Origin of the sequence: Jiella marina, from assembly GCF_024359545.1 — a bacterium.
Lineage (GTDB): Bacteria > Pseudomonadota > Alphaproteobacteria > Rhizobiales > Rhizobiaceae > Jiella.
Genome location: NZ_JAKQZG010000001.1, coordinates 14810 through 31077, shown reverse-complemented (window position 1 = coordinate 31077; position 16268 = coordinate 14810). Strand labels below are relative to the sequence as shown.

General features: G+C 63.7%; 12 protein-coding genes and 1 pseudogene. 7 read left to right on the top strand and 6 right to left on the bottom strand.

Features of this window, described 5'->3' with window-relative positions:
- Window positions 1-12: 12 nt before the first annotated feature.
- Together MF134_RS00155 and MF134_RS00150 are read right to left on the bottom strand one after the other, a co-directional pair.
- Window positions 13-828, bottom strand: a complete 816-nt coding sequence (locus tag MF134_RS00155) for a shikimate dehydrogenase family protein (protein WP_255337368.1) — start codon at window positions 826-828, stop codon at window positions 13-15.
- Window positions 822-2792, bottom strand: a complete 1971-nt coding sequence (locus tag MF134_RS00150; protein WP_255337367.1) for an FG-GAP repeat domain-containing protein — start codon at window positions 2790-2792, stop codon at window positions 822-824. Before MF134_RS00150 ends, MF134_RS00155 begins: the two co-directional genes overlap by 7 nt.
- Before the next feature lie 88 nt (window positions 2793-2880).
- On the opposite strand from MF134_RS00150, the gene MF134_RS00145 reads away from it, so the two are divergent.
- A complete protein-coding gene (locus tag MF134_RS00145) occupies window positions 2881-3822 on the top strand; it encodes a dihydrodipicolinate synthase family protein (protein WP_255337365.1) in 942 nt (313 codons plus the stop codon).
- A gap of 176 nt (window positions 3823-3998) precedes the next feature.
- Here MF134_RS00145 and MF134_RS00140 read toward each other — a convergent pair whose 3' ends face one another.
- From MF134_RS00140 to MF134_RS00130, 3 genes are read right to left on the bottom strand one after another with little or no spacing between them, the layout of a single operon-like run.
- Complete coding sequence (locus MF134_RS00140; RefSeq protein ID WP_255337364.1) at window positions 3999-5516, bottom strand: tripartite tricarboxylate transporter permease; 1518 nt, start codon at window positions 5514-5516, stop codon at window positions 3999-4001.
- Window position 5517: 1 nt separating this feature from the next.
- On the bottom strand, window positions 5518-5964 hold the full coding sequence (locus MF134_RS00135; RefSeq protein ID WP_255337363.1) for a tripartite tricarboxylate transporter TctB family protein: 447 nt from the start codon (window positions 5962-5964) through the stop codon (window positions 5518-5520).
- A gap of 9 nt (window positions 5965-5973) precedes the next feature.
- Entirely contained in the window at window positions 5974-7119 is a 1146-nt protein-coding gene (locus MF134_RS00130) for a mandelate racemase/muconate lactonizing enzyme family protein (RefSeq protein ID WP_255337362.1), read from the bottom strand.
- Between the two features lie 135 nt (window positions 7120-7254).
- Here MF134_RS00130 and MF134_RS00125 point away from each other — a divergent pair, with 135 nt between their 5' ends.
- The 6 genes and pseudogenes from MF134_RS00125 (at window position 7255) to MF134_RS00100 (ending at window position 13206) form a co-directional block, all read left to right on the top strand.
- Window positions 7255-8247 carry a dihydrodipicolinate synthase family protein gene (locus tag MF134_RS00125; RefSeq protein ID WP_255337361.1) on the top strand — a complete coding sequence of 331 codons (993 nt, stop codon included), beginning with the start codon at window positions 7255-7257 and terminating at the stop codon, window positions 8245-8247.
- Between the two features lie 12 nt (window positions 8248-8259).
- A complete protein-coding gene (locus MF134_RS00120; RefSeq protein WP_255337360.1) occupies window positions 8260-9030 on the top strand; it encodes a FadR/GntR family transcriptional regulator in 771 nt (256 codons plus the stop codon).
- Window positions 9031-9156: 126 nt separating this feature from the next.
- Complete coding sequence (locus MF134_RS00115; protein WP_255337359.1) at window positions 9157-10131, top strand: Bug family tripartite tricarboxylate transporter substrate binding protein; 975 nt, start codon at window positions 9157-9159, stop codon at window positions 10129-10131.
- Between the two features lie 15 nt (window positions 10132-10146).
- Window positions 10147-11151: an NAD(P)-dependent oxidoreductase gene (locus MF134_RS00110; RefSeq protein ID WP_255337358.1), complete on the top strand. Its 1005-nt coding sequence runs from the start codon at window positions 10147-10149 to the stop codon at window positions 11149-11151.
- A 137-nt stretch (window positions 11152-11288) separates the two neighbouring features.
- A pseudogene (locus MF134_RS00105) lies at window positions 11289-11478 on the top strand (IS21 family transposase); the annotation flags it as partial.
- A 534-nt stretch (window positions 11479-12012) separates the two neighbouring features.
- Entirely contained in the window at window positions 12013-13206 is a 1194-nt protein-coding gene (locus tag MF134_RS00100) for an L-tyrosine/L-tryptophan isonitrile synthase family protein (protein WP_255337357.1), read from the top strand.
- Between the two features lie 654 nt (window positions 13207-13860).
- On the opposite strand, the gene MF134_RS00095 is transcribed toward MF134_RS00100, so the two are convergent.
- A complete protein-coding gene (locus MF134_RS00095; RefSeq protein ID WP_255337356.1) occupies window positions 13861-16005 on the bottom strand; it encodes a TonB-dependent siderophore receptor in 2145 nt (714 codons plus the stop codon).
- Window positions 16006-16268: the final 263 nt, after the last annotated feature.

Sequence of the window (16268 nt, the reverse complement as noted above, 5' to 3'; positions counted from 1 at the left end):
GCGGCTTGCTGATCAGTTGGTCTCAGGGGATCCGTAAAGTTCACAGAAATGGTCGGCGATCAGCCCGACCTGCCCGCGGATCATGTGAATCCCCGAATGGGTCCGGGCGCCTCGCTTGCGAGCGAGGTGCAGAAGCCGTGTGGTTTCCGGCTCGGCGATCACTTCCGCGACGGTCATCGTTGCGTCGATTTTCTCCGCATCGAGCGGAAGCGGATCGTCGGCGTTCAATCCGAGCGAGGTCGCATTGATGATCAGCTGGCCCGTCTCCGGCACCGGCGCGCCGGCTCGCGCGAAGCCCTCGCGCGTTCGGTCTGCCAGCGTTTGGGCGAGGTGCTGGGCCTTGTCCTCCGTCCGGTTGGCGACGACCAGCGAGGCCGCTCCGGCCTGTTCGAGCGCGAAGGCAATGGCAATTGCGGCGCCGCCCGCGCCGATCATCAGGCATTCCCGCCCCTCGACGCCTATACCCTGCTCCTCAAGCCCGCGAAGGAACCCCTGCCCGTCGAACTGATAGCCGCGAAACGAGCCGTCCCGCTCCCGGCGGACCAGATTGACGGCGCCTCCCAGCTCGGCGAGCGGATCGAGACTGTCGCAGAGCGGCAGGATCGCCTGCTTATGGGGAAGCGTTACGCCGAAGCCGACGATATTCGGCATCGCCTTCAGTCCCGCCCAGGCCGCCTCCAGTCCGCTCGGGGGAATGTGGAATGGAACGCAGGCGATATCCGCTCCGTGCCGTGCGAAATGCGGCTCGATCGCGCCCGGTGTCTTCGCCTGGACGATCGGGTCGCCGATCACGCCCATCAGCCGCGTGCGGCCGGATATCGTCACCATGACAGATCCTCGCGCTTCAGCCAGACGAGACTGCCGTCCTCGACACCTACGATGAGGTCGAGCGCGCCCCGACCGGCCCAGTCCACCGCTTCAGGCGAAGCCACATGCATCGCCATGGCGATGGTCCGGCCGCGATGGGCCATCGGCACCGGCTTTGCAAAGCGCGGCTCCTCCGGCGTGCCGACATTGCGGCAGTAGAAAAGGCCCGCCTGACCGGTGGTGTTGCGCGGCATGCCCTTCGGGCCGGGCGGAACAGAGGCACGCGCATGGGTGCCGAAGATCAGGTCGATGCGTCCCTCTCCCTCCCAGTCGCACAGGCAGAGCTTGACGCGGCCCCGGCCACCGCCGACATCCACGGTGAAGGCGATGATTTCGCCGTCGTCCCACCGCAGATGACGCTTGTCGGCCAGTTCCGTATCGCTTTGGCGCCGAAAGTCCGACAGAAGCCCGTCTTCATCGAGGGCGACGTAGTGCAGCGCGCCGTCGCCCCGCCAGTCCGCCACGGCGGGCCGGACGCGCCAGACGGTTTTCAAGGGCTTTCCGCGATAATGCAGCAGCTGTTCGCCGGCAAAGCGCGGCGGCTTCTGTTCGCCGCCCAAATTGCGGAAGAAGCGGTGATAACCGGTGACGTCGCTGACGAGAAGATCGGCGAAGCCGTCCCCGTCCCAGTCGACGATCGTCGGGCAGGAATAGCCGAACATCTTTTCCGAGGGACCCTGCACCGAACCGGTCGGCCCTGCCGCGATGCGGACCGGATGGCCGTCCGCCTGAAGCATGGTATCGGATCCGAGACAGGCGCGCCCTTCGCCGCCGCCGGTGTTCTCATAGAACAAGAGTTCGCCGGTGCTGTTTCCGACGACGAGATCAGGGCGGCCGTTGCCGGTGAAATCGAACGCCGCGGGAGACGGGAGCACGCCGGCATGGATCAGCGGCGTTTCGGTGGTGACCCGGCCCATCTTGCGAAAGCGCGGCAGGCCATCCTCGCCATCGGCGACGTTCTTCAGGAACGTAACGTAGCCGTCCTCGGCGCCGACCAGAATGTCCGGCCGCCCGTCCCCGTCCCAGTCGACGACGCAGGGAAAGTGGATGCACTGATCGAGCTCGATCGGACGGTCGTCCTCGCCGCAAAGAAGCTGGGTCTGCGTAAAGCCGTCCGCCGAACGGCGGGCCAGGTGCAGAATATTCCAGAACTCGCCGGCCACCAAGCACTCGCCGGCCGGCCCGAAGTTGCCGAATGCCGGCGCCAGCTGGCCGTAGACCTCGAGCGGGATATCGCCCGCCAGGACCGGCCGGCCGCGATCGAGAACCGGACGCTCGATCGTCCCGCGATTCCTGAAGGCGTAAAGAAAGCCGCGCAACGGTCCGCCAAGCCAGCGATCGGCGGCATCGAAGCCCCGGTAACCCTCGTCGTTCCATTCCCGGCCATTCGGCCAGTAGTCGCCCCAGAAGTCGCTGCCGACGACGAGTTCGAGCTCGCCATCCCCGTCGATGTCGTGAAAGCGCGCCGAATGGAAATACTCGTTGCCCTTCACCCAGTCCGCCTCGAGATCGAGGACGGCGGGCTCGCCGAAACGCGGCGCCCCCGGCTCACCGATATCCGAGTAGACATGAATCTGCCGGCGCAGACGCGACGTCGAGACGAGATGAAGACGCCCGCCCACAACGGCGCTGGTGACGTAGCCGCGAACGCCTTCGACCCGCTCTTCGGCGCCGAGGCGCGGCGTGCCGTCCTCGTTCCCACCGGTCTGCCGCCGCAGATAGACCTGTCCGTCGTAGCAGGCATCCCAGCTGGAGAGGAGGAGATCCCGGCTGCCTCGGCCGGTCCAGTCCACCACGTCGACGCAGGTGATGATCCGCCCGGCGACGGCGGCGGAGCGCACGCCTTCGTCATAAGCCAGTGCGTCCTTGCCGTAGTCCGGCCCGCTCCAGACGCGCGCGTCGTCCTCCCAACGAGTAACCCCCAAGACAAACCCTTCCAGTTCCATTTTTGGAATGCTATTCTAAAATGAAATCGTATCATAATTTGTCGAGATTGAAAGAGAAGCCGCGTCCATGAAACACGCCATCGACGGCATCGTCCCGGTCATGATCACTCCCTTCACGGAGGCGAACGCCATCGACTGGGGCGGCCTGGAGAATCTGGTCGAGTGGTACATCGCTCACCGCGCGGACGCGCTGTTCGCGGTCTGCCAGTCGAGCGAGATGCAGTTTCTGTCACTTGAGGAACGGGTCGAGCTCGCGCGGCGAACCGTCGAGATGGCCAAGGGCCGCATCCCGGTCATCGCCTCGGGCCATGTCGCGGAAAGTCTCGACGATCAGCGCGCGGAGCTGCGAGCGATCGCCGAGACCGGCATCGACGGGCTGGTGCTCGTGACCAATCGCCTCGATCCAAATCGCAGCGGAAGGGAGGCGTTTCGAGCCAATCTCGACAGCATGCTCTCGGCCCTGCCCTCCGATCTGCCGCTCGGTCTCTACGAATGCCCGGCGCCCTATCGCCGCCTGCTTTCGGACGATGAATTCAGGCGCTGCGTCGATACCGGCCGGTTCGTCGTCTTGAAGGACGTGTCCTGCGACCTCAAAACCGTGCGCCGCCGGGCGTCGATGGCAGAAGGCTCGCCGCTCAAGGTGGTCAACGCCAACGCCGCGATCGCCTTCGATGCGATGAAGAACGGCTCGATGGGATTTTCAGGCATCGCGACGAATTTTCATCCCGACCTCTATGCCCACCTTTATGCCAACAAGGAGCGGGAGACGCCCCTGATCAAGGAGCTGACGGTGTTCCTCGCGCTTGCCGCGATGGGTGAAGCTTTCGGATATCCCGCCATGGCCAAGCTTCTTCACGTGCGCCAAGGAACATTCACGTCGTACGTTTCTCGCGCCACAGATTACGACATCCTCGAGCGACATTGGGCACTCGAACCTCTGCTTGAGCATATTGAGAACGGCAGCAGCTCGTTTCGAAACCGTCTGCGAGACGGGCCCGAAATGAACTGAGCGGCTTCAAGAGGAGGCTGTAGTTCCGTCTTGTTGCGAACCAAAATGAAGCCGCCGATGCCCTGGACTGAAATGGCTCGCAACGATTATGCGCGAAAAGTGCCTCCATGCCGGTGCAGTTCGGCCTGGTAAGATCTCCACAGATTCGAACAGACGAAACGCGCTGCCGTCGATGGTCACGAGGCGAGCCTGGTCCTTCGTCGCTTCTTGTGAAGGCCAGTCACGCCGCGTCCGACCATCATGGCAAGCAGCAGACCGCACATCGTCAGAAGCACCGCGCTGATGGGGGTCTCGAAGAGGATGGTCGGACTCCCCCGCCCGAGAAGAAGCGCGCGGCGCAGGTTCTCCTCGATCATCGGTCCAAGGATTAGCCCGAGAAGAAGCGGGGCGGCCGGACAATCCAGTTTGATGAACAGATAGCCGAGAATGCCGAGCCCGGCGAGCAGCAGGACCTGAAAGGAACTGTTGGCGACGCTGTAGACCCCGATCGCCAGGAAAATGACAATCATCGGATAAAGGAGCCGATAGGGTATCGACAGGATCCGCACCCACACGCCGATGAAGGGGATATTCACCCACAAAAGAAGGAAATTGCCGATCAGCATGCTGGCGAGAAGGCCCCAGAAAAGGTCGGGATGGCCTGAAATGACGCGCGGCCCCGGCGCGATGCCGTTCATGATCAACATGCCGAGGATCAGCGCGCCCACTGCGTCGCCGGGAATCCCGAGCGTCAACGTCGGGATATAGCCCGTCTGCGCAGCGGCGTTGTTGGCTGCTTCCGGTGCCACGACGCCCTCAATCGCGCCCTTGCCGAAGCGTTCCGGCTCGCGGGTCACGCGGGTTTCCAGCGCATAGGCGATGAAGGAGGCGATGGTCGGCCCTGCTCCCGGCAGCGCTCCAAGGAACGAACCGAGCCCGGTTCCGCGGATGATCGCGCCGACCGAACGTTTCGCCTCGTCGCGGGTGGGCATCATCGAGCGCCAGCCGCCCCCCGTCTTCAGAATTTCTCGCCCGGCATTCGGCTCCAGATTGCGGACGACTTCGGAGAGCCCGAACAACGCCATGGCGACCACGATGAAGCTCAACCCCTCCGCCATGATCGGGATATTGAAGGTGAAGCGCATCATCCCCGAGACGATGTCCATGCCGACAAGGCCCATCAGGATGCCGACGAGCACCATGCCGATCGAGCGCAGGAAGGAATCGGTCGCAAAGAAGGCAGCCGCGAGCAGCCCGAACAGCATCATCGAGAAATATTCCGATGGCCCGAATTCCAGCGCGATCTGGGTGATCGCGGGCGCCGCGAAGATAACGGCGAAGATCGCAACCCACCCGCCGACGAAGGATGCGACCGCCGTCATGAATAACGGCACTCCGGCGCGGCCGGCCTTCGCCATCGGATAGCCATCCAGCGCGACGACCGCCGAAGCCGGCGTTCCCGGCAGGTTCAGGAGAATGGACGCCGTCGAACCGCCGAAAAGCCCGCCATAGAAGATGCCCGACAGCATGATGATCGCCGGCACGGCATCGAGGCCGAAGGTAAACGGCAAGAGCATGGAAATCGCCGTGACCGTTCCCAGACCCGGCAGGACACCGACGAAGGTGCCGAGGACGACGCCGACGAGGCAGTAGAACAGGTTCTCGAGACCGAGAGCGACCTCGAAACCGTGCGCGAGATTGATGAGCGCGTCCATCTTACCACCACGTCCGGAAAGGAAGACCGAGCAGCAGCTTGAAAACGAGGACGGCGAAGACGGCCATGGCGACGGCGATCAGCGCGTTCTCGGTCCATTTCGTCTCGCTGGAGGCTAGTCCTGCGACAAGGACCGTCGCAATGCAGGTCAGAACCAGCCCGACCCTCTCGATCAGCAGGGCGAACGTGCAGATCGACAGGGTCAGCCCGGCCACCGGGCGGAAGTAGAGCCGCTCAAGCGGGACCGGTCTGCGATGGATGACCGATTTGACGATCAACGCCACGCCGATCAGCACAAGCAGACTGCCGATCATCAGAGGGAAATAGCCCGGACCCATCCGGCGCGTCGTTCCGATCGAAAGATCGAGGGCGCCGAGGGCGAAAGCACCCCCGATCGCAAGGAAAAGGAGACCGGAGAGAAGGTCGCGGTCCTTTAGCATTCCAGGCATCACCACCTCCTATCGAACGTAGCAGGGTCCGTCGATCAGAGGATGGTTCGCGATGAAATGCTCGTCGACTTCGACGCCGAGCCCCGGCCCCTCAGGCGCGACCAGATATCCCTCTTCGTCGATTTCGAGCGATGCACCGGAGACGAGATCGGTGCGAAACGGATTGTACCGGGTCGCATCCGCCTCGAAATACCCCGGATTGTCGATCGAGGAGAGAAGGTGCAGCGAGGCGAACATGTTGAGCGCCGTCATCGAGCTGTGGGGGTTGATCTGCTGCTTGCGGGCCGAGGCCATCGCCGCGATCCGGTAAACCTCGGTCAGGCCGCCGGCCTTGGAGAGATCGGGCTGCAAGACCGTGACGACGTCTTCCTCCAGGACGCGCTGGAATTCGTAGCGCGTATAATGGTTCTCGCCGGTCGCCAGAGGCGTCCGCCCGAAGCCTGCCGCCTTGCGGTAGTTGTGGTCGTCATAGGGCGGGAAAGGCTCTTCCAGCCAGCCGACATTCGCCGCGTCGAGCGCCGGCATCAGCTGGCGGACCTCCTCCAGACCATAGGCCGCGTTCACGTCGGAAAGAATGTCGATGTCCTCCCCGAGCGCATCGCGCACCGCCTCGACCCGCTCCGCATCGCGCTTCGGCGTATCGCCGAGCCGCAGCTTCAGAGCCTTGTAGCCCATGGACACGTAGCCCTGAGCTTCTTCGATCAGCGTTTCGGTGGGCTGGTAGCCGAGGGTCAGGCCTCCGGCATAGGCCTTGATCTTCTTCGCCCGGCCACCGGCAAGCCGGAAGATCGGCCAGCCGCACGCTTTGCCTCGCAGATCCCACAGAGCCAGATCGATACCGCTCATCGCGATCGCCGTCCCGGCGCCGAACCCGTGCGTCGCGAAATGGCCGAGATAGAGATGATGCCAGATACCGACATTGTCGCGCGGATCCATGCCGATGATCATCGGCGCGAGCGTCGTCTCGATGAGCTTGGCGATCGCTCCCGGCGAGCGGCCGTGATGCGCCTCGGCCCAGCCGACCAACCCATCGTCGCTGACGATCTTCACGAGCACCGCGTCGCGCTTGACCATCCGCCCGACGCCCATGCGGAAATTCGTTCCCTCCGGCACCCGGTAGGACACCGGATGGACGGTAATCTTGCTGATCTTCATGGTCCTCCCTCCCACCGGCAGGCCTCCCAGATGCGCCGGTGTCATACTGATATTGAGAATTTCTGTAATATAAAGTAACAGATATGCGCAAGCTGTATGCGCAGATTTTCCATGCCTCGACCACAGGATTCCTTGATGAGCCTCAACCTCCGCACCGATATCGCCGATCCGCTCTGGGTTCCGCTGCTCACTCACTACACGACGAGCGGAGCGGTCGACGCCGCGCGCATGCTGCAGCACCGGCACAGCCTGACGCCGCATGTCCGTCAGGTCATGCTGGCCGGCTCGACCGGCGACGGATGGGAGCTCGACGATTCTCAGTTCGATTCGCTGATCGACCTCGGCGACTCGACGGATCTGCCAGAGGGCGCCTCCCTGCTCTTCGGCATCCTCAGACCGACGACGGACGAGGTCGTTGCCAGGCTTCGTCACCTCGAAAGCCGCCTCGATGACGCGCCCCGCCTCAAGAGCCGTCTGCGCGGCGTCGCCATCTGCCCGCCGGTCGAAGAGACGGACGATCAGGCCCGGATCCGGGAGCATTTCGAGACGGCGTTTGCGCAAAGCCGCTTGCCCGTCGCCGTCTATCAGCTGCCTCAGGTAACCCGGTGCATTCTCGCACCGGACACGCTGGCAGCACTGTCGCAGAACCCGCGTGTGATCATGTTCAAGGACAGCAGCGGCGAAGACCTGGTCGCCCGGGACCGGAGCGACTATGATGGCGTTGTCATGGTACGCGGAGCCGAAGGCGGATATCTGGACGCACTGAAACCCTCCGGACCCTATGACGGCTGGCTTCTGAGTACGGGCAATGCTCTCGCCGCGCCGCTGCGCCGGGTGCTCGAACTGAACGCGAGCGGCAACGAAAAGGGCGCGGCGCGCCTGTCCGACGCGATCTCGGCTGCGGTCGAGAAGGTGTTTGCCGCTGCCCAGCAGGAAGGCGGCGCCAACGCCTTCTCCAACGCCAATCGGGCGATGGACTTCCTTCGCGCCCACGGTGCGGACTGGCGCACGGCGCCCCCTGCCCTCAAGGTCGACGGCTCGCCGCTTTCAAGCGATCTTATCGCTGAAGCGCAGATCCACGCAGCCGATCTTCTGGAGATATCAGGGGCCGGCTATCGTCACCTTTGAAGCGACCCCGGTATGAGCCGTTCCTCGACGCAGTCCAAACCTTTCACCATCAACTCGATCGAGCACGCCATTCGCCCGGCGCGCCAGCGCAGCCTGAACGACGAGGTCTATGAGGCCCTGGCGAAGCTGATCGCATCGGGCGAGATGCGCAGCGGTGACAGGCTTCCCGCCGAGGCCGAACTCTGCCAGCTCTTCGCCGTCTCAAGACCGGTCGTGCGCAAGGCGCTGACGCGCCTTCGCGACGAGAAGCTCGTCGTGTCGCGCAAGGGCTCCGGATCCTTCGTGGCGGACGCCGGCTCAGCGACCGCGCCGAAGGAGGCCGAGAGCCGTCTGGCGGTGATGCTGCACGCACTCGAATACCGTCGCAGCATCGAGCCGGACGCGGCCTACTATGCCGCGATCCGCGGCGGACCGAGCGACCTCGCGGCGATCCATGAAGCCCTGGAAGACTTTCGGCGCTTCGACGAGCAGAACGTGCGCCCCAATGTGGACAAGGCGTTTCACCGGGCGATCGCTCGGGCGGGCGGCAACGAGCATTATGAGAAGGCGCTCGACATCATCGGCTACGATATCGATCTCGGTGTCACCCTCGCCCATCACCTCTCCAAGCTGGGTCAGGCCGAGCGGCGGGCCGCGATCTTCGCCGAACACAGCAGCATCTACGAAGCGATCAGGTCACAGGACCCCAAGGCCGCCCGGGAAGCGATGCTGGTGCATCTGGAGCGCTCCCAGGTCCGGGTCATCGCGCGCGGCCAGGAAATGATGCGGCGGTCTGTCACCTGACGAGAGATCCACGACACCGCAAGCCTTGACCGGCAAAGCTGTAACATACTATGACAGATATGTCGTGCCCGACGGCCTGTGGGAGGAGTCGGGCCGAGCCACATCCAATCCGGGAGGATCACAACCTTGCTTAAGAGCCCACGCATTCTCGCCTTTGCCGCACTGGCCGGCACGCTGGCCTTCGCCGCGCCTGCCACCGCGCAGGACAGCTATCCGTCTGACACGATCGACATCGTCGTCTCCTACCCGCCGGGCGGCTTCAACGACACCGTCGCCCGAATGATCGCAGAGGATTTCGACGAGCGCTGGGACCAGCCGGTCGTGGTCGACAACCGGCCCGGCGGCGGCACGGTCGTGGGAACCGAATTTGTCGCAAGCTCCGAGCCGGACGGTCACACGATGGGCATTTCGCCCTTCGCTTTCGCCGTCAATCCGGGGCTCTTTCCCTCGCTGCCCTACGACACGGAAAAGGATTTCAAGCACGCGATCGTTCTGGGCGAGGCCTTCAACGTTCTCGTGGCCCATCCGGATTTCGAGCCGAATACGGTCGAGGAGCTCATCACCTACGCCAAGGAAAACCCAGGCGAAGTCAATTACGCCTCGGCCGGCAATGGCTCGTCGAACCACCTTTCGGGCGAACTCTTCAAGTCGTTGGCCGGGGTCGACGCGGTTCACATCCCCTATGGCGGCAGTGCACCGGCGCGGACGGACTTGATGGCCGGGCGGGTCGATATCCTTTTCGACAACTACACGAATGTTAAGGAGCTGGTGGAAACCGGCAAAGTGAAAGCACTCGGCGTCACGACGCTGAAAGAGACCGAGAAGATGCCGGGCGTGCCACCGGTCGCCGACACCGTTGACGGCTATCAGGTCAGCACCTGGTGGGGCGTCTATGTGCCGTCCGAAACGCCAGACGATGTGGTCACCACATTGAATGAGGCTCTCAATTCCTTCCTCCAAAAGGAATCGACCCTCAAGGTCTTCGACGAGCAGGGCATCACCCCCATCGGCGGCAGCGTTGAAGAGGCAGAAGCCTACGTACAGGGTCAGCTTGAGCAGTGGATCCCGGTCGCCAAAAACGCGCAGATGCAGGTCGACTGACCCGAGCAGCGTTTGATGACTTCATCGCGTCATCTTCCTCGCGTGCTTCTGACCGATCCGATCGATGCACGCGAGGCCGCCCGCCTCGGCGAAAGCGCCGAGGTCTTGGCGTTCGACGAAGCCGACCCCCTCGGCTTGACGGAGGCGATCGAACGCGCCGACTTCGTCGTCGTGCGACGCACCATTCCTGAGGCCGCCCTTTCGAGGGCACACAGGCTCCGCGCCTTGGTCCGCCACGGAGCGGGGCTCGACTTCATTCCTGTCGAGGCGGCGAGCCGGCTCGGGATCGCCGTCACGAACACCCCCTCCGTCAATGCCCGCAGTGTGGCCGAGCATGTGTTCGGCCTCGTGATCGGGCTCGCCCGCCGGATCGCCGAAAACGACGCCGGCATTCGCGGTGGCGAGTGGCAAGCTCTTCGCGCCGCTGCGAACGCCACCTCCGAGATTTCCGGCAAGACCTTGGGCCTGATCGGCTATGGCGATATCGGGCAGGCGATCGGGCAGATCGCGCGGAACGGCTTCGGCATGGACGTCCTTGCCGCAACGCGGCGGCCGCGCGCGGACGAACGCGGCATCTCGTTCTGTCAACTCGGCGCTATTGCAGCGCGAGCCGATATCCTGGTCGTCGCCTGCCCTCTGAGCGACGAGACACGCAATCTCGTCTCCCAAGAGATCATTGCGGCGATGCAGCCGCATGCGATCCTGGTGAATGTCGCGCGGGGTCCGATTGTCGACGAAGCGGCGCTCGCCGCCGCCCTTCACGCGGGACGTCTCGGCGGCGCCGCCCTCGACGTCTACTGCGAGCAACCGCTGCCGCCCGACTCTCCCATACGCACGGCACCGAACACGATCCTCTCGCCGCACGTCGCGGGCGTCACAGCCGAAGCCATGGCGCGGATGAGCCGCGACGCAGTGAGCGACATCTTAGAGATGATCGCCGATCAGCGGCCGAAAAACCTCGTCAACGTTGATGCATGGCCGCAGATACATGCCAGATGGCGTTCCATGCCAGACTTCTGATCGGCGCATGATCCTCTTGCGATGGCCCGGCCCTACCGGGTGATCCGGGGCGAATATTGGTGCAGTCAATCTTCCGCCGGACCCGCGAGCCGGGTCGGCTGGGTTTGTCGGATTTTAGCGACATGGTCAGCCTCGGCCTGACGATCGCCGGCCAGCCGCTCGACCATCTGCCGTGTCCCTTTCGGCTGATCTGGTCGGGCTTCGAGCATGCCCATGTCATCCTTGGCGGCGAAAGTTTCGTCGCCCTGGCCGAGGGGCTTCAGAACGCCCTGTGGCTGGTCGGCGCCCCTTTATCGCCGCAGCGACAGCCTTTCGGCCGCGTTCCGCTATCCCGATGCCGATGCCGATGCAAAAGCCGAATCCAAAATCTCAATGGAATCCATTAAATCTCAACAGGTCCCAGTCGAGCAGTGCATCAGGTATGCGGAGTTCCTTGTGGCAGACCATATGATCTCCTTCGATCCCACTATGCATACCCAGATACGGAATTCCTGGTGGTCCCCGCCGATGTCGACCACCATCGCGCTGCCGTGACGGCCCCGCTCGGGGCCTCCCGCCCCCGTATGAATCCAAGCCACGAGCGGATTGCGGTCGCCGTCTATGCGCATCTCACTGACCTTTGCCGTCGCTGCGACGCGCATGGCCAGCGCCCTTACCGCTGCGTGACGTACGACACAGCGGGACGCGGCAGGCGGAATTACATCTGATCCAGCACTCAGCGGGGTCCAAGGCAAAGCCCCGTGCCACGGCCCAGGCTCCAGCAAAGGCCCGCCCGAAAACACCCTGTGGTTTCGGACCCTTCCGTCGGATCCTGCCGTCCCGAACAGATGTCTTCATTTCGTTTGCAGAGGAACCAGACCCATGAACTGTCTCGCCCCATCCTATCTCGACGTCGGCCGCAACGGTGAGGCCATCAGCGACGCCCGACTGAGCTTCCACGACGCATGGCCGGAGAGCGACCCCCGCCTCCAGCCCCAGAAGTCCCGGCTCGCGGGCCCCGAAGACGCGCAGATGATCGCCGAATGCGTCCATATCCGTCGTCTGGACTGGGAGGCCTTTCAGAAGAAGACGGCCGGGAAGCCCGTTCACGAGCGCGTCTTCGACCTGATCAATCACCGCACCATCCAGTTCAACTCCCGCAGCCGCTTTGCCGAGAGCGAGATCTGGAAGGGCCGGATCAAGGACGCCTGCGACAAGGGCGAGCCGATCTCGATCCTGCTTCCCGTGTTCTGCGTCATCCGCAATCCGGTGAAACGGCTGCAGCTGACCGTGCCGACCACCGCCGAGGAGGTCTCGCTCCGGCACATGGCGAACATCGCCGAGATGATCCGCCAGATCTATCCGGCGGGCGCCGTCTTTCATCTGATCACGGACAGCACCTTCTACGGCCTGCCCTTCGGCGTCACCGCCGTCGAGGCGCTGCGCTATGTCGATCTTCTGCGCCAGATGGTCGAGACGATCGGCTGCGGGGATACCATCAAGCTCCACGACATGGCGCAGATCCTGTCCGGCCGCTTCGAGGCGTTTCAGGAAAGCTACGAGCGCTGGTCGGCGCGCTTTCACGACGATCCCTTCGCCGACGGCCTCAGCCCCGAATTCTACGACGTTTGGCTCGCCAGTATGGCGGCGAGCCTCAACACCGCCAAGCGCCAGATGAGCTACGACGCCCTTCGCGAGCAGTTCGGCGGCTCGGGCATCGGCGCCGCGGCGGAAGACCTCCATCTCAGGGCGCGGGCAGGCCTTGCCGAATACCGGGCGCTGAAGGCCGCCGCCGCGGACCTCAAATGGGAAGAACAGTTCTTCCCCAATGCGGTGCGCGCGACGATCCACACCAAGGGCGTGCCGGTGCTGGGCCTCCGCCTCTACCCGGAATACAAGCTCCGCTCGAACCTCTTGCCCTATCACGGCATCGGGGTCGTCCGCTTCGGCCCGAAATACGGGCTCCACTACATGACGGTGGAACCCGAAATGTTCATCTGCGGCCGCGAGCAATTCACCCGCATCACCGACGCGAACGGCACCACCTTGCACTATCTGGAAGACCGGGCGGACTGAGAGACTGCTATCTGGCCGGCGGACGGGGCCTCCGCCGGAAGCCAGCCAGATCATAAGCAGGCACGCGATAGCCCAATGCTTTCACGTGCTTCAGAAACCCATCGAGGTTCCCGAGATGTCTTCGGATGGTCTGGGGCGAGAGGCCGAGCGCAACTGGCACTTTGCCCCCGGAGACCGCATCAGCGACACGCTTTGCCGACGCCAGGCGCAGGTTCTTCGAATTGAGACACAGGAACTGGCCGCTTTGGCCGAAGTTTGGAAGGGTCCGATCCGTCATGGCGTGCGGCAAGCGCTGTGCCTTGAGGGCCATTCATGGCGCGCGTCGGACCGTGCCGCATCCGGGGTTACGGAGGCCGTCCTCCGGCGGTTCGGAGTCCCTCGACCCTCCTGGATGCAAGGGCAGCCGGACTATGCCGGCGACCGGGAATATTGCTCATGGTGCCACGGGCCGATCGACAACCCGCGGCGCTCTGGCCTGCCCCACCGGGTGGTCCATGTTCAATCTTGATGCAGGGTGGACCTGAGGTGCGCCCCGTCTTCGGACCGACTGGTTACATCACGCGTTCCACGGGCGAGGATTTCGCAGGCTCAAGGTCGAGCGCCAGCCCGGTGGGCTGGCGCTTGCGTGTGGTCTTCAGGTCGAGATGCGATGATTTAGAATTTCGCCTTTACCGAGAACATCGCATTGCGCGGTTCGCCGTAAAAGTCGAACACCGAGTTCGAGCCGACCCGGGCATAGTACTTTTCGTCGAAGACGTTGTTGACGAGAAGGTTGGCTTCGAGGTTCTCGTTGAACTCGTATCCGAGGCGAAGGTCGACGACCTCGTAACCGGGGGCATTGATGGTCGTGCCGCGCGAGACGGCCGAGAAGTCGCTGTAGATTTTCACGCCGCCACCGATCGAGAGCCCGTCCCACCAGGCATCGGCATCGCGGAAGGTGTAGTCGGTCCAGATCTGAACCTGATGCTCGGGCGTGTAGGGGCTGAACACCGAGCCGGCGTCGGTGCCGTTCAGATATTCCGTCTTCGTGTAGGTGTAGCCTGCAAGGATCTGCCATTCCGGCAGGATTTCACCGGCCACCTCGAACTCCACGCCCTGGGCCTCGACCTCGCCGAGCGCTTCGAAATCACCGGCGGTGTTCTGCAGCGCGCGATTGTCGTCGCGAAGGTTGAAGTAGGCGAGCGTCGCGTTGAGGGTGCCGCCGAAGAATTCGCCCTTGAGGCCGCCCTCGTACTGGCGACCTTCGCGCGGGTCGAGGAGATCGGCGTTGGAGTCGAACTGGTTCTGCGGCTGGAAGATCTCGGTATAGCTGGCATAGGCCGAAATCTCGTCGGTCAGATCGAAGATCGCTCCGACATAGGGCGTGAAATGCCCCTCGATGTCGATTTCGTCCTGCGTCGCGCCGGTCAGAAGGTTCTCGGTCGAGGAATCGTACCAGCTGACCCGGCCGCCGCCGATCAGGGTCAGGCGCTCCATCGGCTTGATGCGCAGCTGACCGTAGATGCCGGTCTTCGTCTGGTCGCTGTCGGTCTGCTCGTCATAGGTGACGCTCGGCTCGGGGATCGCCGAAGCGTCCCAGTCGAACAGATTGTAGGTGCCGGGGATGCGGCCGCGGGTCGACAGGAGCGTCGTGTCGATATTCTGATAATCGGCGCCGACGAGAACGTTGTGCTCCTGGCCGAACAGCGTGAACGGCTTGGAGACGAAAGCATCGAGCACGAGCGACTTTTCCTCGAAGTCGCGGGCAAGATAGGCAATGGAGCTGATGTCGCCGCTGCGGTCCGCCGAACTCCCCGCCCAGCCATAAAGGAAGTCGGCGTGACGATCGGAATAGCGGAGCGCGACGCGGGCGTGGCCGCCATCGACGAACTCGTGCTGGATTTCGGCGATATAGTCCGTGACCTCGTTGTCGAAGCGGTTCCAGTCTCCGCCGGTAAAGGTCGAGCGGTCGAGGTCGATCAGCGTGCCGTCGGCATAGGTCGGCAAGCCGTTGAACGGCGTGATGTCGCGCTGAAGATGGCTAACACTGAAGGTCGCGGTGGTCTGTTCGGTGATGTCGAAGGCAACGGTGCCATAGGCAACGCCGGCGCCGTTCTCGACAACGTCGACGAAGTTCTCGCCGTCCTGATAGGCGCCGACGATCCGGCCGCGGATCGTACCGGCCTCGTTCAGCGGCCCGCCGACGTCGAGCTCACCGCGCCCCGTCTCCCATGAGCCGTACTGCGCTTCGAGATAGCCCTGCCAGGTCTCCGGTGCCTTCTTGAGCGCCATGTTGACGGCGCCCGCCGGTTCGCCCGTGGCGCTGAAGAGGCCTGCCGGGCCGCGCAGGATCTCGATGTGATCGACGATGGCGAGATCGGGCTGCGTTCCGTAGACGCTCGAAAGCGGCGCCGGAAGACCGTCGAAATAGAGCGAGTCGAATTCGAACCCGCGCGAGAAGATGCTAGAGCGGCCATTGTCGTTGTTGAGCACGACGATGCCGGGCGTCTCGCGCAGCGCCTCGTCGAGCGAGGAATACTGGCCGTCCTCGATCCGTTCGCGCGTGATGACGGTGGTCGATTGCGGGATCTCGCGCGGCGAGCGCGCTTCCTTCTCGCCGACGCTGATCAGATCGGTCGTGTAGCTGTTCGACCCTTCCGTGACATAGCTCGATCCGCTGACGGTCACGGTGTCGAGATCGATGACCAGCCCCTGGTCCTGCGCGAAGCTCTGGCCGGCCCCCATCCCGGCCAGGATGCTCGACGTCATGAGCAGTCTGGCGAGCGTTCCTCGCCCCTTGCGCTGTGTGTGAATCGACATCGTCGTAAGCCCCCTTGCGATTCCAGCCGGCGACGCCCCCCGCAGAGGGTTGCACCGGCGCCGTAAAACCTGTCATTCGTGATCAAGTTTTTACGGAGCGGCTCGCCGGAGGGCTAGAGGGCGGATTTTGCGGCTCTGTCAAAGACGTTTGCATTCCGTCCATTGGGGTGGGCGGGCGTGAACGTGGCGCAAATATGTTGCTTTCATGACACGGGCGAAAAGCAGCATCGGGAACGCGTGCAGGCGAAGCGAGTCGCCGACGG